A 24541-nucleotide genomic window follows, 5' to 3' on the forward strand; every position below is an offset into this window, starting at 1 on the left:
CCCGCTTTCATCCTGAAAGCGGGCCCTACCGACCGTTAGCGCAGCTTAGGCGCCATTGACGCAGCAACCTTCAGCAGGTCTTTAGCCAGCTGGATAGAACGCTGGCCTGACCATTCGGTGTGAGGGTTAGGCGCATCGGCATGGTCTTTGAAAGGCATTTCCAGGGTCATGGCCAGGCAGTCGTAGCCTTGCCCAACGGCATGGCAGGCCAGGCGCATATTGGCATGCCCCGGCAAGTCTCGGGTATAACCGTAGGTTTGTTGAAAATCTGGGGTCTGTGCACAGAGTGCGTTGCGGAACGTGGTTTCAAGCTCAGCGATACGTGGGGTGTAGCGAGGATTGCCCTCGCAAGCAGCAGTGAATACGTGAGGAATCCCCTCGTCGCCGTGGGCGTCTATGAACAAGTCCACGCCATGGGCCGCCATGTGCTGCTGTACGAAATAGACTTCAGGGCTGTGCTCAGGGCTTGCATTTTGCCAGGCACGGTTGAGGTCCAGCCCTGCGGCGTTGGTACGCAGGTGGCCGTGGAAGGTACCGTCTGGGTTCATGTTCGGCACAAAATACAGCTCAGCCTGTTCTAGCAAGGCTTGCATCCAAGGCTCATTCTGCTCCAGCGCTTCTATGACCCCTTCCATGAACCACTCGGCCATATGTTCGCCTGGGTGCTGCTGGGCAATGATCCAAAGCTTACGCTTGCCAGGCGCGCCAGTCCCAGCGCGGAACAACGGCAGGCGCCTGCCTTCCAGGCTTTTGCCTTCAGCTAGCAGCGCCACACCCGGCACGTGCTCTGCACGGGCGAGCAGCGCCACATGCCGTGCTTCTCGATAAGGTTCGAAGTACGCAAAGGACACGGTAGGGTGCTTGGCCACCAATTTGAACGTAAGGGTGCGACCATCAAAGGTGCCGGGTACCCGGAACCAGTTGGCGCCATCGTAGGATGTGGCCGGGTTATAACCGTGCCACGTTTGTGGGTACGAGGACTGCCCGGCGTTCTCCAGCACAAAGGTATAGGCCTGACCGGGCTGTAAACCCTGCGCCTTGAAGTGGAACCACTGAAAATGATCGCTGCGGGTGTCGGGGCGGATGGCCAAACGAATGCGGGACGGATCAGTGGCATCCAGTACCTGAATATTACCGGTGTCGAAGTCTGCGCTGATATGAACGGAATCTGACAGGGTGTGCATATGATTTTTCGCTATGGAAAAAATCAAAGTGTACACCTTGCCGTAGGTAACATTGCACTGGGCTATGCGTGGTGTCAGTGTTCAGGCGCCGGTGTCACTACAGTAGCGGGGCCTGCTTCCAAGCCTTGTATGACCAGAGTGCGGGCCATGTCCACCAGGTGAACGACAGTGAGCGCCAGATACCGGGCTTCACCCCGATGATGATCAGCGCTTTCGTACGCCACCGCCGATGCGCAGCGCAATAACGCCTCTGCATGGGAGAGTGCAGGGGTAGTCCCCAGGCTTGGCGTGGCCATGAAGGGGTGAGGTGGAGGATAAAGGGTGTGTTCCATAGGGGCTCCATGCGTAGAGGATAGACAAGGTGGCGATTCAGTGAAGCGTCAGTATAATTACGTCTTGAATCTCATGGGCCCGGATTATATTACGCAGTGTGTATGGCTCCCTTTGTGCCAGCGGTTAAGGTACGCGCCATGGAAACCTGGATCGAACTCGTTAAACAAAAAATGCGTGAGCGCAGGCTTACGCAGGAGCAGTTGGCGGAGCGCATCAATCGCTCCCAAGGTGCGCTCAACCACTGGCTGAGCGGGCGTCGCCAACCGGACCTCGACACTATGAACAGCGTCTTGCGCGAGCTGGGCGAAGTGGATCTTGAAGTAGTGCAAATCCTCCGGGTCAGCGAGCAGCGCTCCAGCTACGGTGTCGCGCCCACCGAAGTGGGCCCGGAGTGGGCCATCAGCGGCCCAGGCTTCAATTATCCGCTGCTGGAATGGTCGGCGGCCGCAGACGATGCGCCTTCTATTGCGCGGCATAGCACGGGCATTCATCACTTATCGGATTACCACGCCGTAGGGCCGGCGTTCTGGTTGGCCGTTGAGGGTGAGAGCATGAGCGCAGCCCACGGGCGAAGCGTGCCCTCGGGGGCGCTTATTCTGGTAGACCCTCAGGCCCGGCCTGTGAACGGTAGCTTGGTGGTGGTCAGCGCACCTCAACAGCAACAGGCCGTGTTCAGGGAGCTGGTAGAAGAAGGCGGGCGGCGTTACCTGCGGGCGTTGAATAGCACCTGGCCTGTACTGAGCTGGGAGCCTGGCTGGCAAGTGAAGGGCGTGGTAGTGAGGGCGATATTGAACCTCGTTTGAATGCACGAGGGGAGCCGAAGCTCCCCTCAAGGTGTGTCGCAGTTGCTCTTATTATTGGTCTCAGGCCGCCTGTTGTTTTTATTGTCAGCGGCCCGTGCGTAGTGGATTCCATGAGGAACCAAAAGCAAACGTATTTTTTTGAGCGCTGATCCATCCCCACCTTAAGTCCAACCGGTCACCTGCTGCCTCAGGGCAGTTTTATTCTGTGTGATCAGTGGCGGGTACTGCCCTGGAAAACGCACCTTCCTCAAAAAAATCTGTTGGCTTCGTCTCTGTCGCGGTTGTTCTTGTTATGCCAGAGCCGTTCATATTGTTGTTATTGGGTGAAGCATGCCTTTTATTGTTCTTATGCCAGAGAACATAGCAGGCAGCGTGCCAACTTTAATAAGTCTTTATTTATCAATTATTTAAAAATCTATTCAAGGCTGCAGGAGGCAATTCGTCATGAATGTGTTTCTGCGTTACCCGCTTTGCCTGGGGCCTCTAACCTACAGGTAACACTTTGTTCACATTATTCTGATTCAGCGTTGACCAACGCCGGGTGCGTAATCAGCGAGGCGCAAATCTGGATCAGTTGCTCCCGCATCCATTGGTTGGCGGGGTCTTGATCGGTCGTCTCGTGCCAATACAGATGGGTTTCTACCTTACTCACTTCAGGCAAGGGCAGGGGGCTGCAAGGCAATCCATGGCGCAGCGCAAAACGTTCGGGAACGGTGATAACCATGTCGGTATGCCGTAACGCCTGGGCCGCCATCATGTAGTGCTGAGACCTGAGGGTGATCTTGCGCTGCAAGCCCATCTTGCCAAGCGCCAGGTCTACCTCGCCAAGGCCATTACGCCTGCTGGATACGTGGATATGAGCTTGCGCCAGGTAATTCGCCAGGGTAAGCGGCTGGCCTTCAAGCGGGTGACCAGGCCGCATCGCACAGACGTAATGGTCCTCCGTGAGTTTTACATGGCGTACCTGTGGGTCTGTATTCAAGGGTGCATCCACGGCGAAGTCCAGCCTGCCGGCGGCCAGCTCTTTTGTAGTTTCTCGACGCTTGCATAGAAAGCTTTCGATCATCACTGCCGGCGCTGCCAGGCACAGCCTGCGTATCAGCGGCGGCAGCACCACTGCTTCAGTAAAATCAGCCATGCTGATGCGGAAGGTCTTGGCGGCCGTGGCAGGATCGAACAGGTGGCTTTCCTGAACCGATACGCGTAGCAGCGCCAACGCGCTGCGCACCGGCTGTATGATGTTCTGCGCCATGGGTGTAGGCACCATGCCTTGGGCCGTACGGACGAACAGCGGGTCGTTGAAGGTTTCGCGCAGCCGGGCCAGCGCATTGGACACGGCAGGTTGGGTAATCCCGACGATCTGCCCAGCACGCGTCAGGTTGGCTTCGGTATAGATCGCGTCGAAGACCACGAACAGGTTTAGGTCCACATCGCTCAGGTTCATAGGCAGCAGGCTTGATGGGTTATGAAAGGGTATGCCTCACGCTTATACACCAGGCGTATAAAGGCGTGACACCGATAGCAATGGTTTGCTGGTGAATAGGCGTGAGTGAATAGAATGGCTAGGCCAGTTCCAACCAGATGGGCGCGTGATCGGACGGCTTCTCCATAGCCCTGAGCGCGTAGTCGATCCCTGCAGCCTTCACCCTGGGCACAAGGCCGGCAGAGACCATGATCAGGTCGATCCTTAGCCCCCGCTTGGGCGTGTCCTCAAAGCCCCGGCTGCGGTAATCGAACCAACTGAACTGGTCATCCACCTCCGGATGCAAGTGCCGCCAGGTATCGATCAGCCCCCACTGTTTGAGCCGCGCCAACCATTCCCGCTCCTCGGGAAGGAAGCTGCATTTGCCGCTGCGTAGCCACCGCTTCATGCTGTCCGGGCCAATGCCGATGTCGGTATCCTCAGGGGAAATATTAAGGTCGCCCATCACCACGAGGGGCGCTGTGCTCGAATGCTGCGTTTCAAGCAACTGCTGCAAGTCGTTATAAAACCGCTGCTTGGCCGGAAATTTGGTGGGGTGGTCGCGGCTTTCGCCCTGGGGGAAATAGCCATTGATGATGGTAATGGCTTGACCCTGATCGTCCTCGAATTGGCCAACGATCAAGCGTCGCTGGGCCTCCTCGTCATCGGTATGAAATCCTTTATGCAACGCCAGGGGTGGCTTGAGCGACAGCAGTGCCACGCCGTAGTGGCTCTTTTGCCCATGGTAGTGAACCTCGTACCCCAAGGCTTTGATGGCGTCCAGCGGAAACTGGTCGTCCGCTACTTTGGTTTCCTGCAGGCCGATGACATCCGGGCGATGTTTCTCGATCAACGCGGCCAGCTGATGAGGGCGTGCACGAAGGCCATTGATGTTGAATGAAACGATTTTCATGACCCGGCTACCTTGTAAAAAAGCTGATCCTAGCGGACCCGCCGGGAGCAGGCTAGCGAAAGGGAGAGGTTCGGGCCGATGCGCTTAGCGTGTTAAGATCGCCCCCATGAGGCATTCAAGACGAACACAGGGCGGGCTATGGCTCGCCTGGCTTGCGGCAAGCGGGCTTGCGGCAAGTGCTTATACGCACGGCGCTGCGGCGCAAGGGCGCCTCCAGGTTGCGCTCACGCCGCCTAATCCCGCACTACGTGCCAATATCGAGGCGTACGTGGGCAGCGTGGCGGATCGGGACGAGCGTGCGCTGGAGCAGATGCGTCGTACCGCCGAAGTGCAAGCGCGCACTGCGGTAGAGGCGCTGGGTTATTACCATGCCAAGGTCGAGGCGAAGGTCACCGGAGGCCAGCAGCCCACGTTGCGGGTCAATGTTCAGCCGGGCGAGCCGGTTCGCTTGCGGCAGGTGTCGATTCGCGTAAGCGGCCCCGCCAGTAGCTTGCGCACCTTCGTGGTGCCGCGTGGGCCTGCGTTGGCGCCAGGGGCAACCTTGAACCACGGCCATTACGAGGATGCCAAGCGGCTCATTCTTAATCAGGCTTCACGCTTCGGGTTCTTCGATGGCCATTTCGAGCAGCAACAGCTGTTGGTCGATCCTGCAGCGGGCACCGCTGATATCGTGCTGCACTACCAGAGCGGGCCTCGCTATACCTTCGGTGAAGTCGGCTTCAAAGGGGACTCCATCATTGCCACCGACCTGCTGCGCCGTCTGGTGCCCTTCACCCCAGGGGACCCGTACAACGCAGACCTGGTGGCTCAGCTCAACCACGACTTGCAGGCCAGCGGGTATTTCCAAGGTGTCATTGTAGACGCCTCGCCCCAACCCAGTGCTCAACACCGTATCCCGGTTACGGTAAACCTTACCGCCCGCGCACCCCGCACCTTGGGCCTGGGCGGCGGCTACTCCACAGACGTAGGCCCTCGGCTCAAGGCCAACTGGACGCGCCATTGGGTGAACCCGCAAGGGCATAGCTACGGAGCCGAAGCAGAGCTGTCGGCCCCGCGGCAAAACGTAGGGCTGTGGTACGACGTACCGCTGGCATCTCCCCTGACCGACAAAATGCGCTATGCCGGGGGCTATCAATACGAAGAGATCAGTGACACCGACGCGCTGAGCAAGCTGCTCACTGCCGGGCCAGAATGGCATAGCACACTGTCTAGTGGTTGGGAACGGGTCATATCACTCAAATGGCAGCGCGAAGAATACCGCCTGGGTGATGACACAGGGCTAAGCAACTTGGTCATGCCGGGCATCAGCTACAGCTACTTGCACAGCGATAACAAGGTAGACCCTAACCGGGGCTACCGTGTGAATGTCGAGGCGCAGGCAGCCAAGGAAGGCCTGTTGTCAGATGCGAACCTGCTACGGGCCAATCTCCAGTTACGTGGGTTGACCACCTTGTTCGAACGCCACCGTTTCCTCGCTCGCCTGCAAGTAGGCGGCAGCCTTACCAACGGCTATAAGGCCATTCCACCCTCCTTGCGGTTCTTCGCAGGGGGTGACCAGAGCGTGCGGGGCTACGATTACCAAAGCCTGTCGCCGGAGAACAGCGACGGGGACCGTATCGGCGGGCGTTATACCGTGGCCGGTACTGCTGAATACCAATACGCGATTGCGCCAAAGTGGCGAGTAGCGACCTTTGTAGACCAAGGCAACGCCTTCAATAGCCTGAGCCTGCCCAGCCTTAAAACCGGTGTAGGGGTCGGCCTGCGTTGGGTGTCACCCGTGGGCCCGATTCGGGTAGACGTGGCGCGCGGCCTGGATGAAGGGGGCGGGTTCAGGCTGCACTTCTCAATGGGGCCTGAGTTATGAACCGGGCAGTGCGCTGGGGCCTGCTGGCCATGGCAGGGCTAAGCGTTGCGCTATTGGTGACGGTGGCGCTGATTGCAAGCGTACTGGGCACCGATCGTGGTAGCCGCTGGGTACTTGCCCATGTACCTGGGTTGGAGGTCGCAGATTTCCAAGGGCGGCTGGGCGGGCAGTGGAGCGCGGACCGTTTGACCTGGACGGGCGCTGACGGTTTGAGTGTCACGGTCGAGCAACCACTATGGGCCTGGCGACCATCCTGCCTGTTACGCCTTACCTTATGCGTCGATCGCCTGAGCGCCAACCGCGTCGCTGTCGAGCCTGGTGCCGCCAGTGAGCCTGCATCACCCAACAAGGCTTTTACGCTACCGACCTTGCAGTTGCCGTTGGGGCTGGACGTAGGGGAGGCTCACCTGGGTGAGCTGCGTTTGGCCGGGCAGCCCGTGGTGAGCGATGTAAGGTTAACCGCGAACTGGGGTGTTGAAGGGCTGCGCGTGGGCACGCTGCACGTAGGCTATGGCGACATGCAGCTAACCGTTCAAGGCACTGTTCAGCCCACGGGTAACTGGCCGGTAGAGCTTACGCTTGAAGGGGTGTTGCCTACCGTCGATGGGCGCCCCTGGGCCGTAAGCGGCACCCTTGGCGGGAATGTTGCCGAGACCCTCAACGTGACTTTGCACAGTACCGGCTATCTGGACGCTACCCTCGCGGCTGCATTGCAACCGCTAGCAGAGCATGTGCCCGCCACGCTAACGCTCGAATCGGAGCGTTTCACGCCCCAGCAGTCACTGCCTGCCACTCTGCGCCTTAATGGCCTTAAAGTGGCTGCACAAGGTGACCTGGCCCAAGGCTATGCGATCCACGGCAGCGCTACCTTGCCAGGCGAGCAAGGCCCAGTGGCGCTTGCGCTTGAGGGAACCGTCGGCAGCGAGGGCGCGACGCTGCGCGAGCTGAGCCTGGTGGCCAGCCCCGAACACCGCGCTGATCTTCAGGCCACGGTCGCCTGGGCAGAGGGTCTTTCAGCCGACGCGACGCTCAACTGGTTGGATTTCCCCTGGGCAAGCCTTTATCCACAGCCCACACCTCCGCCCGTGCAGGCTAAGCGGATAACAGCACAAGTGCGCTATAGCCAAGGTAATTACCTGGGTAATCTGGACGGGCAGTTCAGCGGCCCGGCAGGCCCTTTCGGCCTGCTCACCCCGTTCAGTGGCGACGCGACTCACCTGGTATTACCGCAACTGCAACTAAAGGCGGGCGCCGGGGAGTTGGGTGGCCAGGTCAAGCTTGATTTCAGCGACGGCGTAGCGTGGGTCGCTAACCTGGTATTGGCTAAGCTTGACCCTGCCTACTGGGTTGCCAGCCTGCCTGGCACATTAGGCGGCACGGTAGCCAGCAACGGCCACTGGAACACGGGGCAGATCGCCTTGACCACCCAATTGGGGGTCACCGGTCAACTGCGCGGCCAGCCGGCTCGGTTCAAGGGTTCGGTAGAGGGCAATGGCGAGCGCTGGGTAGTTAAGGATGTAGACATCGCCCTTGGCGCTAACCGAGTCACCGGCAACGCCAACAGCCAAACCCGGCTCGACGGGGCTTTGACCCTGGACGCACCGCGCCTGGATCAGCTCTGGCCAGGCCTTGCCGGCGCGCTTATAGGCCGCGTCGATCTAAAGGGCAGCCTCGATCAACCGGAGGGTCAAGTGCGCCTGGAGGGCAAGCGCCTGGCTTGGCAGGCTAACCGAGTGGCGTTGCTGGGTGTAACCGCCGCCCTTGATGCGAGTCAGCGAGCGACCCTGACGCTCAAGGGCAGTGGCCTGGCGGCTGGAGACACCGACTTGGGCGCATTCACAGCCAGTGCCGCTGGTACTGCCGAGCGCCATAGGTTGGACGTGGCACTTCAGGGCCCCGTGGTTGTGTTTGGCCTAGGCGTTGAGGGCGGTTGGGGGAAGGGTGCCTGGGCCGGCCGTGTGTCCAGCGGCAGGGTAGCCAGTCATGGACAAGCGTGGGCTTTGCAAGCACCAGCCACGCTGACGCGCAACAACGATGGCAGTGTGTTGTTGGGCGCTCATTGCTGGCGCTCCGGCACCGCAAGCCTTTGCACGGACAATCAACAGCTGGCCCCAGACCCACAACTCAAGATGCGGTTGCGCGACTTCCCATTAGCCAGTATTCAGCCGTGGCTTCCACCTGGCCTGACCTGGCAGGGCACCGCCAGCGCTGACGTCCAGCTGGACCTTGGCAGCACGGGTCCCAAGGGCTTGCTGCTGGTGGATATGAGTAACGGTATGCTTGCCGTGGCACAGGGCAATCAGCGCGTGAAGTTTCCCTATGGCGTGTTACGCCTGGCGAGCCAAATCACCCCTCGTCTGGTAGATACCCAGCTCAACTTCGACGGCGGTCGCCTTGGTCAACTGGCGGTTCAGGCAAAGATCGACCCCTTCGGTGAGACCAAGCCACTCTCGGGTAGTTTTAACCTTAGTGCCCTGGACCTCAGTGTGTTCAGCCCTTTGATCGAGCAGGCCGAGCGGGTCGCGGGTACGTTACAGGGCAGCGGCCAGTTAGGCGGCACGCTGTTACATCCGAACGTCAATGGGGCGTTTTCGTTGACGGGGGGCGCCCTGTCTGCGCCAGGCTTGCCGCTGCCTATCGAAGGTCTTGGGGTTGAGGCGCGCATGAGCGGGGATCACGTACAGCTTGAAGGTACCTGGCGCAGCGGTGCACAGGGTACGGGGCAGGTCAAGGGCGCGCTTGATTGGTCGGGCCCTTTGAGCCTGGATATGGCAGTGCAAGCCTATCGGCTTCCTTTAGTGGTGGCGCCTTACGCCAATGTGGAAGCGGGTGCTGACCTTCGCCTGACCCTGGCTAATGACAAGCTGGCAGTGAGTGGCAACGTTACGGTGCCAAAGGGGGCGATCACCGTTCGTGAGTTGCCACCTTCTACAGTGAAGGTTTCCAGCGATGCTGTAGTGGTAGGGCGAGAAGCACCCGTTCGCGCACAAGCCGGCATTGCCATGGACGTGAACGTAGACGTTGGCCAGGAAAAACTCACCTTCAGTGGCTTTGGCTTGCAGTCTGACCTGGTAGGGCACTTGCACATTGGTGACAACCTGGACACCCGAGGCGCCCTGGAGCTGCGCGACGGCCGCTACCGGGCCTATGGCCAGCGCCTGACGCTGCGGCGCGCGCGCCTGTTCTTTACCGGGCCAATCGATCAGCCCTACCTGGATGTAGAGGCCATTCGTCAGACCGGTGATGTGATCGCAGGTATTCGCCTAAGCGGCAGTGCGCAACAGCCGACGACCGATGTGTTTTCGGAGCCTGCCATGAGCCAGCAGGAAGCGCTCTCCTGGCTGGTGCTGGGGCGCCCGCTGAGTAGCAATGGTGAGGACAGTAACCTGCTGGCTCAAGCGGCATTGGGCCTTGGTCTGATGGGCAGTGCTTCCACCACGGGGAAGCTGGCTAAAGACTTGGGAATCCAGGATTTTCAGCTTGATACTGAAGGCAGTGGCAACCGCACCAGTGTGGTCGCCAGTGGCAACCTCACTGACCGGCTTACGTTGCGATATGGGGTGGGGGTATTTGAACCAGCCAGTACCGTCGCACTGCGCTACGCGTTAACCCGACAGCTTTACCTGGAAGCGGCCAGTGGTGTCGCAAGCTCACTGGACCTGTTCTACAAAAAGGATTTTTAATCGGGAAGGCCACCGGGCTTAATAGGCCTACCGCCGGCGTGCTGAACGCGCAGCGGGGCAATCATCTTGGTGTATTCCTCTATAATGCGGTGCACCGCCTCAGGCGGTTCGCACGCTTTGAAGGTCAGCTTGATCTGTACTTCCTCAGGGCTGCGTTGGGCGGGGTCCTGGCGTGGTGCGCCCATGGTGACGTAAAAGCGCTCGCACGTTAGGTCTCCATTTTCCAGTTCATGGCTCACCCGCTCTGCTTCCGTGGCCGACACCTTCACCGAGAGGTCCACGGTCATGGTGTCCAGTGCAAGGCCCCGGGGTGATACCAGGGTTATCAAGGGTACTTGCATGGAGTACTGGTCACCTAAAGCGACGTCTACCATTTTTGCCTTCATCGGCGTGCCAAGGTCTTCGGGGTCATAATCGAAGAATTGGTCAAACAGCTTGATGTACTGCTGAGCAATGAGGTTATTGGCGCTGCTGGCGGCTTCATGAAGGCCACGGGTAATGTCCCGCAGGTCGCTGGGGACCATGGGTTCTTTCCGGGAAAAAAGTCCCACGCGAGGGTCTCCTTGGCGAAGTGTTGCCCTGGCCAGGCAGGGCAACGGGTGGGCGGTTAATGTACTAACGCGCGATTAGGATGCTGACTTGCCCTATGTCGGAACGTTAGCGACCGGAAGCGGTGGTGGCAACGCGGTAGCACTCAACGCGGCTTCGTCTTCATTCAAGGTGGAGCTTGCCAGGCGTACCGGCTTGATCGCGGCCTCTGTAAGCATATCGATCACACGCATCAGCGCTTCAGGTGGGTCTTGGCGAACCACTTTGGTATTAAAGGCATAACGCGCGCGCGTGTCGGTCTTGCGGGTCTGCGCCTTGTTATGGCTAACCTGCCCTTTAACCGACATCTTGAAGGGGCCCCAACCTAATTGAGCCTGCATTTCAGCACTGCCGCCCGTTTCGCTTGTATCTTCCGAAGCTTGAGTGATATTGAGCTCAAACTCGATCGTACCTTCACTGATCGAAATGTTGGGGTGGGTAACCGCCGCCAGCAGCGGGATCTGCATCGACTTGGCAACGGTACCCTTGTAAGTGCCGTTTTCGTCCGTGATGGTTTCGTCGTAGTCGAACTTGACCGAGACGGCTTTGCCGTCCTGGATGCACACGCCCATGAGGAAGTCGGCGTAGGATTTACTCGCAGCGGTTTGCGCCTGAATCATAGCCTGCAGCGGGCCTGCAATCATTCGGTCCAGCGGCAATGCGTTGATGACCGAGCCAATCAGTTCGTTGTGTCCAGTTGTCATAAGAGATATCCATTCCAAGTGAGTTCAGCGCGGTATGGGCCGCGGTTGTGACTGTGCCTATTGCGATGCAATCTATGCAGTAGGAAGCTAAGCCTGGGCAACGGCCTGGCTGCGGCGGATGTTGCCGATCTGGCGCAAGCTCAGCCCGTATCGGTTAGCCAGTTCAGCCCGTGAAAGGCCTTGAATGCTTTCTTCGAGAATGCGCCTGTCCCGAAGCTGGCGTTCGAAGTGATCCGGCTTCGGAATTTCCAGAGACGTGCCGGCAAAACGGGCCGTCAAGGCTTCAAGCGCCGCTGCTGGCAGCAATTTAGCCAAGGCCGAGCGGGTTGGGTTCTTTGGAATATAGCGAGGCCGCCCGCCATAGAGCTGCGTCAGGCGATAGGCATGTTCCACGCCGATGCAATCGATCAGCGCGCGTAGAGAATGGGGAAGTCGTGAAGTGTCTACCTGATTCAAGTCCAGCGTTTGCATGTGAAATCCTTTCAGGGTGGGGGATCCGTTCAGCCGGGTGGCGGAGGCATTGTGCTCAGGCGCGGCCTGCGCCACATGGGCATGAAAGACGCTGGCTGCGGAGGAAATTTCCGCCTGTGGTGAAGGGAATGTTTCTGCACAGTGTCGGCCAATGCTTCGCTATGCCTTGAAAAGAGCACCCGTACAGGGCCTTGCTTGCTTAGCAAGGCTTGGTTTTCGACAAGCTGACATAAAGCAACTCTTCGTCCCTGAGTAGCCCACGAGTGAAGCCCCGCTCAGGCGCACCCCGCCAGTCCATCCAGAGGCAAATGGCAGTTAATGGCTGGCCCTTCACTTCACCCGTGGTGCGAGGAGCGAATTCTTTTCTCAGGTAGGTGGTGGTACGCGAGCGCACGTCCAATTGATCCGGTTGGCTCAGGGTTTCACGGACAAGGGGCGGTATATCCTGCATGGGCAGCGTGAAACGGACCTGTGGCCCGGAAGGGCTGAAAACCCCCTCGCGACGGCTGTTTTGCCACAGCTGTTGCCACTGAAAGTTGCTCGCCTGGCGGGCTAGCGTCGCAGCGTAATGGCGCAGCTCAGGCTCGTGAATGTCGTTGAGGGTTAACGCCATCGCAGGCGTGGACGCCAGGCTGACAAGGGCAAGCAGGCAGGTGAATAAACGCATGGTAAACCTCCGTGGTTGAAGAGGTGAAGCCTGCACGGGCTGCAAAGGGTTATTAAGCAGGAATGACTTGGGCTGGAAAGCGGCGGCGGGCAGGTTAAGATGGTGCGCCTGCTGGCGCTGTTAGCTGCGCCAGCCCCATGACATCGCTACCGATGAGTGCTTATGACCCAAATGCAACGTCTAAAATATTCTTTGCTGCTCTCTGTCGTCATTGTCGCCATCATGCTGGGCCTGGCTTGGCTCCAAGCGCAGGGGCGCCTCCAAGAGCAGACATTCCAGTACATCGCGATCGGTGTGGCGGTGATCGCTGTGGTGATCAACGGGGTGATGCGTCGTCGCGTACGCCGTTAAGCCCACCGTGCCAATGCCGTTGACACGTGCCTGCACATACCGGGTTTAATAACGGCCCTTCCACTGACAGGGGCCTAGGCCATGACTCAAACGCATGGCGCGCGCGCAGCGCCTGAAATGATCGAGTATTCGGCACTTACTGCGCTGCTGGAGCAGGTGTTCCTGAACGCCGGCGCCTCTGCCCCTGTGGCGCACGTACTTGCCGCCAATTGTGCGACGGCTCAGCAGGATGGCGCCGAGAGCCACGGCGTCTTTCGAATGGCAGGCTACCGGGCCACCATCGCGAGTGGGTGGGTGGACGCTACAGCAGTGCCCCACACCGAAGACCTCGGTGCCGGCTATGTTGCGGTGGATGCTGCCCGGGGCTTCGCTCAACCTGCTTTGGCAGCCGCCAGGCCGCTGTTGGTACGCAAGGTGCGCGAGGCAGGGATTGCGGTGCTGGCCATCCGCAACTCTCATCACTTCGCCGCGCTGTGGCCGGATGTCGAGCCCTTTGCCCAAGAAGGCCTGCTTGCCCTCAGCATGGTCAATAGCATGACCTGTGTGGTGCCAGAGGGCGGTAAGCAGCCCGTATTTGGAACAAACCCTATCGCTTTCGCCGCCCCCTGCGCGGGGCGCCTGCCGCTGGTGTTCGACATGGCAACCAGTGCGCTGGCCCACGGTGACGTACAGATTGCAGCGCGGGAAGGGCACGTGCTGCCAGCAGGGTCAGGAGTGGATCGGGAGGGGCGACCCACGACAGACCCGCGGGCGGTGTTGGAGGGTGGGGCATTGTTGCCCTTCGGTGGGCATAAGGGCTCTGCGCTCTCAATGATGGTCGAATTGCTGGCGGCTGGCTTGACCGGGGGGCATTTTTCATTCGAATTCGACTGGAGCCAGCACCCCGGCGCACAGACTCCTTGGACAGGGCAGCTGATTATTGTGATCGACCCGTCCAAAGGGGCGGGCGCCGACTTTGCTCAGCGGGCCTCGACGTTGGTAAGCCGCATGGAAGCCGCAGGTGTCAGCCGGCTTGCCGGGGAGCGTCGTTACCTCAATCGCGCCAAGGCACAACGCGAGGGCATCGCGCTGGCATCAGAGCGCCTGGCACAGCTACACCAGTGGGCAGCAGGTTGATCAGCGATGATTGACCGCTGCGGCGATCAGCGCACCGATAGCCGCAGCGATGCCTAGCGCCTGGAGAGGGTTTTGGCGCACATAGCGTTCTGTGCCCTCCACCGCTGGGGCTATACCTTCAGCCATTTGGTTGGCTAGGGCGGAGGCACGTTGCAGGGTCTGGTCAAGTTGACGCCGGACCTTACGACTGTATCGGCGGCCATAGGCGCCGCCGAGCAGGCCTTCGGATTCTTCCACCAACGCCGCCAGTTCACTGAAGGCCTGATTCATGATTTGGTCATCAATCAAGGGGTTAGAGGGTTTACGGGCCATAGCGGGTTCCTCATTTGCGACTGTGGTCAATCGGATTACCTGCGAACCTGAAAGTTGCAGGAGGTGTAAACTAGGCCACTTCTTCCGTCCTTACAGGTAGAGGTGCATGAGCCTGAATCTTGCCAACAAACCCTATGACGAGCGCCAAGCTATTGAAGCCGAGAAGGCCAAGTATTTCGAGAACTGGAAGGCCAACCTGGGTCGAGCAAAAGCGGAAGCGGCGCGGCTGATTGCTGAAAAGCCCCGGCGCAAGGGTAAATGGGCCGAGTGGGTACGGGCTGAGCTTGAACAGTTGTCTCCCGAGGACTACGCCCTCCTGGTGCGCAGCGAGGTCAACAAATTGATGGCTGCCAGCCGCTAACCCTTGGCAGGCGGTGGGCTAGCCTGCTGGCGCTGTCAGCACGCTGGGGTCCCACTGGCCTTTGTCACTGAACCTCACCGCCCCCACTGGCCTAGGCCCGTCTAGCTTACCCTCCACTTGGTAAGTCACACGCTCACCCGTGTGTAGAGTAGAGAGCCCAAACGCCTGACGCACCACAGAAAACGCCGAGACCGCTACCGGTACAGAAATCAATGCCTCGCCATAACCCCCGACCGTACCCTGTGCAGGGCTCACGCCACTGGCCAGTGGCTGACCATTCACGGTGACCTTCAGGGCCACACCGGCATAGGTAATGGGCTCGGGGTTCGGGTTCTGTACCCGCAGCTTGACCAACAGGCGCAGCTCCAAGTCGTCGCCGGGTGCGGGCGCCAACCCAGCAACTTGCACGGTCAAAGGGTCGTGCGGGTTGAACAATGCGCAGGCCCCCAGGCTCAGACACAGCATGAGCAGCGTGGTCACACGGCGTAGCGAAACGAACATGACAAACTCCTAAGGCTCTCTACGTGCGACACCCTGGGCCGCAACGCGTTCGGCAGCCGCTCAACCGCAGTATTCAACGCAACGGAGGCATCATGTGTAAAGCCTGGAAAACCCTCGGCGTGCTGATGCTTGTGGCGCTGTGTGTGCAGGGGCCTGCGTCGGCCCAAGAGCCTCGCCCTGGTGTGAATGGCAACCCCCTCAACAGCCCCACACGGCGCATTAACCCCAACAGCCAGCAGGGCACCGTACCTAGCAACCCTGCACAGCGGCAAGGTATGCAAGCGTCTCCCGAAGGCAGGCCCAGCTTACACAACGGTGGTGTGAGTAACGGCCGCACCTTTCCACAGCCCGCGCCAAGGCCCCAACCTGGCCCAAAGCGCTGAGGCTAAGGGGTCTCAGGCCGGCGTGAGCACTCTGATAGGCGCACCGGCGTGCCAGGCCAGGATGTTCTCGATCATGGCATTGAAGAACAGGCGGTAGTTGTTCTCGGTCACATAGCCAATATGTGGAGTGGCCAGGACATTGGGTAAATGACGCAGTGGGTGATCGGCCGGCAGCGGCTCCTGATCGAACACATCAAGAGCGGCGCCCCCAAGCCGGCCGCTCTCGAGTGCCGTGATAAGCGCAGGCTCATCCACGATGGGCCCGCGCGACGTATTGACCAGCAGGGCGCCGCGCTTCATCGCTGCCAGCGCTTGGGCATTGACCAGGTGTCGGGTGCGGTCGCTTAGCACCAGGTGAACGCTAAGGATGTCAGCCTGTTCGAACAGTGCCTGTTTTTCTACCCTGCGCGCCCCTACGGCTTGGGCGCGCTCGTCGGTGAGGTGCTCGCTCCAGGCGATGACGTCCATGCCGAAGGCCTTTGCATAGCCTGCGACAGTTCCGCCAATATTGCCCAGCCCTAAAAGGCCCAAGGTTTTACCTGCCAGGTCACCCCCAAGGGCCACCTGCCAGCCCCCGCTGCGCAAGGACAGCGCCTCTGGCACCAGGTTGCGGGTTAACGCCATCAGTAAGGCCCAGGTCAACTCGGGGGCTGCCTGGCGGTAGCTGGCACTGCCACAGGTCACGATACCGCGCGCCTGGGCCGCTACCAGGTCGATGGCCGCATTGCGCATGCCGCCCGTCACGATCAATTTCAATCGAGGCAATTGATCGAGCAAAGGGGCATTGAACAGCGTGCGCTCACGCATGACGCAGAGAACGTCATAGGGGGCGAGCCGCTGCGCCATGACCTCGCCGCTGGCAGGGTAGTCGTGTAGAAAATCTACTTGGCCCACACTGGCCAGCGCGCTCCAATCGACAACTGACTGGGCGACACCCTGCCAGTCGTCCAGCACCGCGATGCGTAACTCACTCATGGTCTTTCCTCGCTAGGGGAAGGGTTAAAGGGCGTTCAATGCGTTGCTCAGGGGGTGGTCGAGGCGCCTGCCGGATGGGTAAGCCAGGTGAGTAGCGCCTGGTGAAAACGAGCAGGCTGTTCCATCTGCGGTGCGTGGCCCAGCCCCTGGAACTCCACCAGGGTTGCGCCTGGAATCATCCCGGCCACCTGCTTGCCCAGCACATCGTAGTGACCCAGAGTCGCCTTGACCTGCGGCGAGGCGATGTCGCTACCAATGGCGGTGGTGTCCGCCGTGCCGATCAACAACAGGGTCGGGACCCTAAGATTGCGGAACTCGTAGTACACCGGCTGGGTGAAAATCATGTCGTAGATCAGTGCCGAGTTCCAAGCGACCACATTGTGCCCAGGGCCTTTGTTCAGGCCTGCCAACATTGTTACCCAGCGCTCATAACGGGGTTCCCACCGACCGCCGTAATAGGTTTTACGCTCGTATTCGCGGATGCTGTCGGCAGACAGCTTTACTTCCCGTGCAAACCATTCGTCCACGCTACGGTAGGGCACACCCAAGGCTTTCCAGTCTTCCAGGCCAATAGGGTTGGCCAGCACCAGGCGCTCAGTGGCCTCTGGGTATAACAGCGCGTAACGGGTGGCAAGCATACCGCCCGTGGAGTGCCCCAGAACGATAGCTTCCTTTATGCCCAGTTGGGTGAGCAGGGCGTGGGTATTGGTTGCCAACTGCTGAAAGCTGTATTGGTAGTGTTCAGGCTTGCTGGCGCTGCAAAAGCCTATCTGGTCGGGGGCGACCACGCGGTAACCTGCTTGAGTCAGCGCTTTGATCGTGGTTTCCCACGTGGCGGCGCAGAAGTTTTTACCGTGCAGCAGCACTACCGTATGGCCGTTGGCCTTACCCGCTGCGGCCACGTCCATGTACCCCATCTGTACGCTGCGGCCCTGAGACTCGAAAGGGTAATGTTGCAGGGTGTAGGGGTAGTCGAAGCCTTCAAGTTCCGCACCATAGACGGGCGCGGGTTCTGCCGCTTGGGCTGAACCCACGCTGGCCCATAGGGCCAGTAGGCCGGCGAGGGCGCCGGTGATCACGCGCAGTCGCATCATGCACTCCTTTTACAGGGGTGGCCTGCCAACGGCAGGCCACGCTGACTTTCTCGTCGCGGCACTCTACCATGGCTGGCACACAGCCCCACCGGACGGCCATGACCAAAGACAGCATTTCCATCGTATTGGTGCGCCAGGCGTTACATGCGGTCAGCCCGCAACAGGCCACCCTTGCGCTCGTCGAAGCGGGCATTGCGCACTCGAGCCTGCTAGATGACGACGCCCGTGTGGCCATTGCGACCTATGCACGGCTCTGGGCGGCACTAGCCAGTGCGTTAGACGATGAGTTCTTCAACATGGGCCCCCGCCCGTTGCGCGCGGGCAGCCTGGCGCACCTGTGGCGGGCGGCTACCGGTCAAGCGAGCGTGCAGGCGGGGCTGTGCCTTGCGCTGGAATTCCTGCGCCTGATGCTAGGTATGAGCGCCCAACTGGAGCAACTACGCAGCGTGGCGGTCATCACCCTTGAAACGCCGGACGCACAGGCTGAGCCACTGCGGCCGTTCACCTGCTTTACCTTCTGGATGATTGCGCATGGGCTGACCTGCTGGCTGTCGGGCCGGCGGGTGCCCATCCTCGCAGTTGAGCTGCGCAGTGGCACGCCGCAACATACGGCCGACTACCAGCGGTTTTTTGGCGCTAACCTACGGTTCGACCAGCCTTTCACCCGGTTGGTGTTCCCTGCGGACTGCCTGGCCCTGCCGGTACGGCAAAGCGCACACGACCTCAATACGTTTTGCCAGCGACTGCCGGGCAACCTGCTGGTGAAATACCGCGACCCCTCGGGGTTTGCGCAGCGTATCAGAGAGCATCTTAAAAATACCCCGCTGACGGCCTGGCCCGAGGCCTCAGCACTGGCCGCCGAGTATGGGGTGTCAGTGGCAACGCTACGGCGGCGGCTGGCGGCACAGGGCGTGAACCTTCAGCACGTGAAGGCCAGCTTGCGCAAAGAGCGGGCAGTGACCTGGCTGGCGGAACGCGATGACAGCATTGCAGTCATCGCCGAGCAGTTGGGCTTTGCCGATGAGCGTTCGTTTTACCGGGCGTTTCGCCAGTGGTTCGATGCCAAGCCCGGCGATTACCGCAGCCTTGTACGCGGCACTGGCAAAAACGCTCACATGGAGTGAGCGGCGACGCCATTGCCGGCCCTGCCTCGCCACTTCAGCATGGGCGGGTCGAAGGGTTAAACAAGGGCGGCAACGTGGACATCAATAACATGCACTTTATCGTAAGCGGGGCCGCCTCCGGGCTGGGCGCAGCGACCTCGCAGGCCATCGTTGAGACAGGCGGCAAGGTGCTGCTGGTAGACCTCAATGCCACTGCCCTTGCGGCCCAGGCCCACGCATTGGGAATGCCTTATGCCGTGGCAGACATCACCGACGCAGGCCAGGCACAGGCCGCCGTTGACACCGGTATCGAGGCCTTCGGCGCGCTACAGGGGTTGGTGAATTGTGCTGGCGTGGTTCTGGGCGCACGCATTCTGGGGCGCGACGGCCCCCATGAACTGGCGGCGTTTTCGGCCATCATCAATGTGAACCTCATCGGCAGCTTCAACCTGTTGCGGCTCACGGCGGCCGCCATGGTCGATAACCCGCCTGACGCCAACGGCGGCCGTGGGGTGATCATCAATACGGCTTCCGTAGCAGCCTATGATGGGCAGATTGGCCAGGTGGCCTACGCAGCGTCCAAGGGAGCCATCGCCAGCCTGACCCTACCGGCGGCGCGTGAGCTGGCGCGCTACGGGATCCGTGTAATGACGATTGCGCCAGGCCTGTTCGAGACACCGATGATGGCCGGTATGACCGATGACGTACGTGCGTCGCTTGCCGCCGCCGTGCCCTTCCCACCCCGGCTGGGCAAGCCGGCAGAGTACGCGGCGCTTGCACTGCAGATCATTGCCAACGACATGCTCAACGGTGAAGTGATTCGCCTTGACGGAGCCCTGCGCATGGCTGCGCGCTGACAGGAGAGCCTTGACCATGAACGACCCGATTATAATTGTTGGCAGCGCGCGCACGCCAATGGGTGGCCTGCAAGGCGTACTGAGTGGCCTGACGGCGACCGCCTTGGGCAGCGCTGCCATTGCGGCGGCTGTTGCCCGCGCCGGGGTATCGCCAAGCGCCGTGGATGAGGTGCTGATGGGGTGCGTGCTATCTGCCGGTCTGGGCCAGGCGCCAGCACGCCAAGCGGCATTGGGTGCGGGGTTGCCCACCGCAACGCCGTGTACCACCTTGAACAAGATGTGTGGCTCTGGCATGCAGGCGGTGATAGTGGCCCATGACTGCCTGCTGGCAGGCCATGTCAGAACCCTGGTGGCGGGGGGCATGGAGAGCATGTCCAATGCCCCTTACCTGCTGGATAAAGCCCGTAGTGGCTATCGCATGGGGCACGGCCGGGTCATCGACCATATGTTTATGGACGGCCTGGAGGATGCGTACAGCCCTGGGCGATTGATGGGCACTTTTGCCGAGGACTGCGCAGTCAGCGAGGGCATCGATCGTCAGGCTCAGGACGACTACGCCGTGGCGTCGTTGGAGCGCGCTCGCCGGGCCATGAAAGACGGCAGTTTCACCGAGGAAATCATCAAGGTGCAGGCCCCGGTGGGCCGGGAACTGCTGTGGGTGACCGAGGACGAACAGCCGCCCAAGGCGCGGCCTGAAAAAATGTCGACCCTCAAGCCCGCGTTTCGCGACGGCGGGAGTGTCACGGCCGCCAATGCCAGCTCCATCTCCGATGGCGCGGCGGCGCTTGTGCTGATGCGCCAGAGCGAGGCGCGGGCCCAAGGGCTAACGCCGCTGGCGGTGATTCGCGGGCACGCGGCGTTCGCCGATGAGCCCGGGCGCTTCCCTTTGGCGCCGGTAGGTGCAATCACGCGCGTGCTGTCGCGCACCGGCTGGGCATTGGCCGATGTGGACCTGTTCGAGATCAACGAAGCCTTCGCCGTGGTCGCGCTCGCTTGCATGCAGCGCTTGTCGATCGACCATGACCGCGTCAACGTGAATGGCGGGGCATGCGCGCTGGGTCACCCCATCGGAGCGTCAGGGGCACGCATTCTGGTCACACTGATCGCTGCCTTACGCGCCCGCTCCCTCAAACGGGGTATTGCGGCCATCTGCATCGGCGGTGGCGAGGCCACGGCCGTTGCCATCGAATGCATCGACTAATTCAATAGGACACTTGCAATGCCAGCGTTTGAAACCATTGTACTGACTACCGAAGGGCGGGTTGCGCTGCTGACCCTGAACCGGCCGCAGGCCTTGAATGCGCTCAATGCTCAGGTGGTGGCTGAGTTGAATCAGGCCTTGGACCAGCTCGAGGCGGACCCTGCTATCGGCTGTATCGTGATCACGGGCTCAGAGAAAGCCTTTGCCGCCGGCGCCGATATTAAAGAGATGGCAACCCTTGAGTACCCCGGTATCTACATGGACGACCTGTTCCGCGAGGCAGACCGGATCGCCGCTCGGCGCAAACCCATGGTTGCCGCAGTGGCCGGGTATGCCTTGGGCGGTGGCTGTGAGCTGGCAATGATGTGTGATTTTATTCTGGCCGCAGACAACGCCCGATTTGGCCAGCCGGAAATCAACTTGGGTGTACTTCCGGGCATGGGCGGCACTCAGCGTTTGGCAAAGGCCGTGGGCAAGGCCAAAGCCATGGAGCTGTGCCTTACGGGCCGCCTGATGGACGCCGAGGAGGCGGAACGGGCTGGCCTGGTGGCCCGCATCGTTCCCAAAGCCGCGCTGCTGGAAGAGGCGATGAAGGTGGCCGGGGTGATTGCAGAAAAGTCCCTGCCGGTGGCAATGATGGTGAAGGAAAGCGTGGCACGGGCGTTTGAGGTGAGTTTGGCCGAAGGCGTACGGTTTGAGCGCCGCGTGTTCCATGCCACCTTTGCCACAGCGGATCAAAAGGAAGGTATGAGCGCTTTCATCGCCAAACGCCCGCCGGGGTTCACCCACGGCTAGCCCAGGTGTTAATCCGTGCGCAGCCGTAGGGGTTCGTTCAGGCAGTAGCCGTAGCCGCGCAGGGTTTGCAAGGCGTAGGGTACACCCAGCTCCGCCAGCTTGCGCCTCAGGTTGCAGACATGGCGCTCGATCAGCGCCCCGCGAGAGGGCAGGGCACTGCCCCAGACATGGTCTTCTATGGCGCGCCGGCTCACCGGCTGGCCTTGCTGGGCCAGGAGCGCCAACAGCCGTTGTTCGGTCACGGTTACATTTTCCTGAGCCGTACCTCGGCCGAGCAGCAGGCGGTTGCTGGACAGCCACAGCTCGGTGTGGGCAACGGCTGCAGTTGCCGTGGTTGTATGTTGCCGGCTCAAGGCCTGCATGCGGGCCTGCAGCTCAACTGCGGTCAGCGGGTGGGCCAGGCAAGCGTCCGCCCCGGCGTGCAGCACCTGAGCACGGGTGCTGGAGTCGCTCTGCCCCAGCAGCACCAGCAGGCGCGCGCGGCCCCGGCGAATCACCGCCTTGCTTAACAGATCAGGTTGCGCCTGGTGCAGATCGAGCACAATGAAGCCGTAATGTCCGGCCAGGTGGCGGTCGGCTTGCTCGGGCGCACTGCGCACCACGCCGCCGGGATGATCGGCAAACAGTTGCATCAGCGAAGGGTCGGGCTGTTCGGTGATATAGAGTAGGTTCATGTGGCCACCAATACGTTGGTAGGGCGGCAATCGAGCACCAGGCTGGCGCCGCCAAGAGCGCTGTCGGTGACCTCAAGCCCAAAGCCATGAAGGTTCACCACGGCGCCAACGATAGACAAGCCAAGGCCAAAGCCGCCTTGGACGGCGTCATCAGTGCGGTAAAAACGTTGGAAAATGGCACGGCGCTCATGCTCAGGAATACCGGGGCCTGAGTCCTCCACACTGATCCGCGCCATGCCACCATGCACCTCAGCCTTGAGCATCACCGTGCCCCCCACGGGCGTGAATTTGATCGAGTTGCTTAATAGGTTGCCAATGGCTTCGAATAGCAGCGCACGGTCCCCGGTAATGGAAGGTAGGGCGCTGGGCGCTTCAAGTACCAGGGTCAGTTCGCCTTCTTCGGCCAGTGGCAGGTAAAAGTCATGCAGCTCGTGCAGCAGCTCCAGGGGGTCCAGCTCGACAAACCCGGAGCGCCTGCGGTGATCTTCTATTTCCGAAATGCGTAGCAGCCCCCTGAACCGAGCCATCAGCGTGTCGGTATCGGCAATCGCCTGGTCCAGTTGCAGCGCCTGAGGCGAAGCGTCGTGCGTCTGTTGCTTGATGCGGTAGAGCTGGGCACGCAAGCGGGTGAGCGGTGTGCGCAGGTCATGGGCAATGTTGTCGCACACGCCTTTGACCTCCAGCATCAGCTTTTCAATACGGTCGAGCATAGCGTTGGCGATGGCTGCGAGCATGTCCAGCTCATCGCGTCGAGTCGACAGTGGCAAGCGCTTGGAGAGGTCGCCGGCCATGATCGCCTCAGCGCTTACCTGAATATGCCGTATGCGCCGTAGCGGCCGACGGCGCAGCAGGTGCCAACCGGCGATCCCCGGCAAGATGGTGAGCGAGACACCCCACAGCAAGGCTCGCAAAATGATGTGTGTCACGGCGAAGACCGAGCCGTTATCCCTCACCAAAACCAGCCAACGGCCATCGCGGGTGGGCATGGCAACGGCGGCACAACTGTCGTGGGGCAACTTGGGGTCGCTGGAATCGATGCAGTCGTCCAGCTCATAAATGTCGCCGTCCAGCGCCAGGCCCCTGGGAATCCGGTGCAGCTCCCCGGCTACGGGGTACAGTTCGTCATCGAACAGCCCATAGGCATCGAAGGCACGGTCATCGAACGCCTGGCTAGCCGCCAGGGCATCTTCCAGGTCTCGCCCGCCGAAGCGTGCGAACAGGTGCTGGCGCTGCATGAGCGAATGCCGCGCCAGGCTATTAAGGTAGTCAGACACTTCGAAATAGAGCACACCCAGCAGGATGCTGCTCCAGGCCACGAATAGAAAACTGTAGAGTGCCAGCAGCCGGCTGCTGGAGGAGCGCCACCCCTTAGAGGGGTTCGGCAATGACATAGCCAGATCCCCGGACGGTCTTGATCAAGGGCGCGCTGCCTGGCGGATCGATTTTTTTACGCAAGCGGCCGATGTGCACATCGATCAGGTTGGTGCCTGGATCGAAGTGATAACCCCACACCTCTTCGAAGATCATCATGCGGGTGAGCACCTGGCCTGCGTTGCGCATCAGGAATTCCAGCAGCTTGAACTCAGTGGGCAGGAGGTTGAGAGGGTGCCCCTCACGGCGTGCTTCACGGGTGATCAGGTCCAGCTCCAAGTCACCCACCCTCAGGGTGTTGTCCTGAGGGGTGCCTGCCTGCTTGCGGCGCAACAGCACCTCTACCCGAGCGGCCATTTCATCCGAGGCAAACGGCTTGGTGAGGTAGTCATCGCCCCCTGCGCGCAAGCCCCTGACCCGCTCATCCACATCCGACAGCGCGCTGATCATCAGTACCGGTGTGGACACACCGATGGTCCGCAGCGTAGTGACGATGGCCAGCCCGTCCAGCTCCGGCAGCATTCGGTCAAGCGTGATCACGTCGTACACACCACTCACAGCCTTGACCAATCCCTCCCGACCGTTGTCGACCCAGTCGACCTCCAAGCCATGGTTGCTTAATTCCGCGACGATTTCCCGGGCGGTAACGGCATCGTCTTCGATGGTCAATACGCGTGTCATGGAGGTACCTGCAAAGTCAGAAGCGGACCCTGGCATTGTGCCAAGTTTGGGCAATCACCTATTTGAAGAATATTTCATCTACCCAGGCACCCTA

The 24541-nt window shown here is 60.7% G+C and carries 26 protein-coding genes; 11 read left to right on the top strand and 15 right to left on the bottom strand.

Translation table 11 applies throughout. The features are described 5' to 3' along the window. Positions 1-35 precede the first annotated feature (35 nt). Both AC4LE2_RS08260 and AC4LE2_RS08265 read right to left on the bottom strand, forming a co-directional pair. A complete protein-coding gene (locus AC4LE2_RS08260) occupies positions 36-1184 on the bottom strand; it encodes a M14 family metallopeptidase (RefSeq protein ID WP_491825294.1) in 1149 nt (382 codons plus the stop codon). A 74-nt stretch (positions 1185-1258) separates the two neighbouring features. Next, positions 1259-1516, bottom strand: coding sequence for a DUF6124 family protein (locus tag AC4LE2_RS08265; protein ID WP_491825295.1), 258 nt, complete (start codon positions 1514-1516; stop codon positions 1259-1261). Positions 1517-1654: 138 nt separating this feature from the next. On the opposite strand from AC4LE2_RS08265, the gene AC4LE2_RS08270 reads away from it, so the two are divergent. Next, positions 1655-2320: a LexA family protein gene (locus tag AC4LE2_RS08270; protein WP_491825296.1), complete on the top strand. Its 666-nt coding sequence runs from the start codon at positions 1655-1657 to the stop codon at positions 2318-2320. Positions 2321-2831: 511 nt separating this feature from the next. Here AC4LE2_RS08270 and AC4LE2_RS08275 read toward each other — a convergent pair. Together AC4LE2_RS08275 and xthA are read right to left on the bottom strand one after the other, a co-directional pair. Then, positions 2832-3764 carry a LysR family transcriptional regulator gene (locus AC4LE2_RS08275; protein ID WP_491825297.1) on the bottom strand — a complete coding sequence of 311 codons (933 nt, stop codon included), beginning with the start codon at positions 3762-3764 and terminating at the stop codon, positions 2832-2834. 118 nt (positions 3765-3882) lie between these two features. Further along, positions 3883-4695, bottom strand: coding sequence for an exodeoxyribonuclease III (gene xthA, locus AC4LE2_RS08280; protein WP_491825298.1), 813 nt, complete (start codon positions 4693-4695; stop codon positions 3883-3885). Positions 4696-4801: 106 nt separating this feature from the next. Between xthA and AC4LE2_RS08285 the strand changes: the two genes are divergently transcribed. Continuing rightward, positions 4802-6559: an autotransporter assembly complex protein TamA gene (locus tag AC4LE2_RS08285; RefSeq protein ID WP_491825299.1), complete on the top strand. Its 1758-nt coding sequence runs from the start codon at positions 4802-4804 to the stop codon at positions 6557-6559. Next, a complete protein-coding gene (locus AC4LE2_RS08290) occupies positions 6556-10242 on the top strand; it encodes a translocation/assembly module TamB domain-containing protein (protein ID WP_491825300.1) in 3687 nt (1228 codons plus the stop codon). The genes AC4LE2_RS08285 and AC4LE2_RS08290 overlap by 4 nt, the downstream gene beginning before the upstream one ends. Here the strand turns inward: AC4LE2_RS08290 and AC4LE2_RS08295 are convergent. From AC4LE2_RS08295 to AC4LE2_RS08310, 4 genes are all read right to left on the bottom strand, one after another. Then, positions 10239-10766, bottom strand: a complete 528-nt coding sequence (locus tag AC4LE2_RS08295) for a DUF2589 domain-containing protein (protein ID WP_491825301.1) — start codon at positions 10764-10766, stop codon at positions 10239-10241. The two genes, AC4LE2_RS08290 and AC4LE2_RS08295, sit on opposite strands and share 4 nt — an antisense overlap. Positions 10767-10886: 120 nt before the next feature. After that, a complete protein-coding gene (locus AC4LE2_RS08300; protein ID WP_491825302.1) occupies positions 10887-11534 on the bottom strand; it encodes a DUF2589 domain-containing protein in 648 nt (215 codons plus the stop codon). An 87-nt stretch (positions 11535-11621) separates the two neighbouring features. Then, positions 11622-12005: a Mor transcription activator family protein gene (locus AC4LE2_RS08305; RefSeq protein WP_491825303.1), complete on the bottom strand. Its 384-nt coding sequence runs from the start codon at positions 12003-12005 to the stop codon at positions 11622-11624. Between the two features lie 199 nt (positions 12006-12204). After that, positions 12205-12672, bottom strand: coding sequence for a hypothetical protein (locus tag AC4LE2_RS08310; RefSeq protein WP_491825304.1), 468 nt, complete (start codon positions 12670-12672; stop codon positions 12205-12207). 162 nt (positions 12673-12834) lie between these two features. On the opposite strand from AC4LE2_RS08310, the gene AC4LE2_RS08315 reads away from it, so the two are divergent. Both AC4LE2_RS08315 and AC4LE2_RS08320 read left to right on the top strand, forming a co-directional pair. Continuing rightward, positions 12835-13023: a hypothetical protein gene (locus AC4LE2_RS08315; protein ID WP_491825305.1), complete on the top strand. Its 189-nt coding sequence runs from the start codon at positions 12835-12837 to the stop codon at positions 13021-13023. Between the two features lie 81 nt (positions 13024-13104). Next, positions 13105-14139 (top strand): Ldh family oxidoreductase, encoded by a 1035-nt coding sequence (locus tag AC4LE2_RS08320; protein WP_491825306.1) that lies wholly within the window; start codon positions 13105-13107, stop codon positions 14137-14139. On the opposite strand, the gene AC4LE2_RS08325 is transcribed toward AC4LE2_RS08320, so the two are convergent. Further along, on the bottom strand, positions 14140-14451 hold the full coding sequence (locus tag AC4LE2_RS08325; RefSeq protein ID WP_491825307.1) for a glycine zipper domain-containing protein: 312 nt from the start codon (positions 14449-14451) through the stop codon (positions 14140-14142). Between the two features lie 106 nt (positions 14452-14557). On the opposite strand from AC4LE2_RS08325, the gene AC4LE2_RS08330 reads away from it, so the two are divergent. Continuing rightward, complete coding sequence (locus AC4LE2_RS08330; protein WP_491825308.1) at positions 14558-14812, top strand: hypothetical protein; 255 nt, start codon at positions 14558-14560, stop codon at positions 14810-14812. Between the two features lie 18 nt (positions 14813-14830). Here the strand turns inward: AC4LE2_RS08330 and AC4LE2_RS08335 are convergent, their stop codons facing one another. Continuing rightward, positions 14831-15313, bottom strand: coding sequence for an LEA/WHy family protein (locus tag AC4LE2_RS08335; protein WP_491825309.1), 483 nt, complete (start codon positions 15311-15313; stop codon positions 14831-14833). 92 nt (positions 15314-15405) lie between these two features. Here AC4LE2_RS08335 and AC4LE2_RS08340 point away from each other — a divergent pair, with 92 nt between their 5' ends. After that, positions 15406-15696, top strand: coding sequence for a hypothetical protein (locus tag AC4LE2_RS08340; RefSeq protein WP_491825310.1), 291 nt, complete (start codon positions 15406-15408; stop codon positions 15694-15696). A gap of 12 nt (positions 15697-15708) precedes the next feature. On the opposite strand, the gene AC4LE2_RS08345 is transcribed toward AC4LE2_RS08340, so the two are convergent. After that, positions 15709-16671 carry a D-2-hydroxyacid dehydrogenase family protein gene (locus AC4LE2_RS08345; protein WP_491825311.1) on the bottom strand — a complete coding sequence of 321 codons (963 nt, stop codon included), beginning with the start codon at positions 16669-16671 and terminating at the stop codon, positions 15709-15711. Positions 16672-16718: 47 nt separating this feature from the next. Beyond that, entirely contained in the window at positions 16719-17762 is a 1044-nt protein-coding gene (locus AC4LE2_RS08350; protein ID WP_491828091.1) for an alpha/beta fold hydrolase, read from the bottom strand. Between the two features lie 101 nt (positions 17763-17863). Between AC4LE2_RS08350 and AC4LE2_RS08355 the strand changes: the two genes are divergently transcribed. The 4 genes from AC4LE2_RS08355 to AC4LE2_RS08370 all read left to right on the top strand — a co-directional run bounded on the left by AC4LE2_RS08355 (position 17864) and on the right by AC4LE2_RS08370 (position 21721). Further along, positions 17864-18889, top strand: a complete 1026-nt coding sequence (locus AC4LE2_RS08355) for an AraC family transcriptional regulator (RefSeq protein ID WP_491825312.1) — start codon at positions 17864-17866, stop codon at positions 18887-18889. Positions 18890-18963: 74 nt separating this feature from the next. Continuing rightward, on the top strand, positions 18964-19725 hold the full coding sequence (locus AC4LE2_RS08360; protein ID WP_491828092.1) for an SDR family NAD(P)-dependent oxidoreductase: 762 nt from the start codon (positions 18964-18966) through the stop codon (positions 19723-19725). 16 nt (positions 19726-19741) lie between these two features. After that, on the top strand, positions 19742-20926 hold the full coding sequence (locus AC4LE2_RS08365; RefSeq protein ID WP_491825313.1) for an acetyl-CoA C-acyltransferase: 1185 nt from the start codon (positions 19742-19744) through the stop codon (positions 20924-20926). 18 nt (positions 20927-20944) lie between these two features. Continuing rightward, positions 20945-21721 (top strand): enoyl-CoA hydratase, encoded by a 777-nt coding sequence (locus tag AC4LE2_RS08370; RefSeq protein ID WP_491825314.1) that lies wholly within the window; start codon positions 20945-20947, stop codon positions 21719-21721. An 8-nt stretch (positions 21722-21729) separates the two neighbouring features. On the opposite strand, the gene AC4LE2_RS08375 is transcribed toward AC4LE2_RS08370, so the two are convergent. From AC4LE2_RS08375 to AC4LE2_RS08385, 3 genes are read right to left on the bottom strand one after another with little or no spacing between them, the layout of a single operon-like run. After that, a complete protein-coding gene (locus AC4LE2_RS08375) occupies positions 21730-22395 on the bottom strand; it encodes a response regulator transcription factor (protein ID WP_491825315.1) in 666 nt (221 codons plus the stop codon). Next, positions 22392-23786 (bottom strand): sensor histidine kinase, encoded by a 1395-nt coding sequence (locus tag AC4LE2_RS08380; RefSeq protein ID WP_491825316.1) that lies wholly within the window; start codon positions 23784-23786, stop codon positions 22392-22394. Before AC4LE2_RS08380 ends, AC4LE2_RS08375 begins: the two co-directional genes overlap by 4 nt. Next, positions 23764-24447 (bottom strand): response regulator transcription factor, encoded by a 684-nt coding sequence (locus AC4LE2_RS08385; protein ID WP_491825317.1) that lies wholly within the window; start codon positions 24445-24447, stop codon positions 23764-23766. The genes AC4LE2_RS08380 and AC4LE2_RS08385 overlap by 23 nt, the downstream gene beginning before the upstream one ends. Between the last annotated feature and the right edge of the window lie 94 nt (positions 24448-24541).

This window comes from Pseudomonas sp. 9.3L (assembly GCF_058536285.1).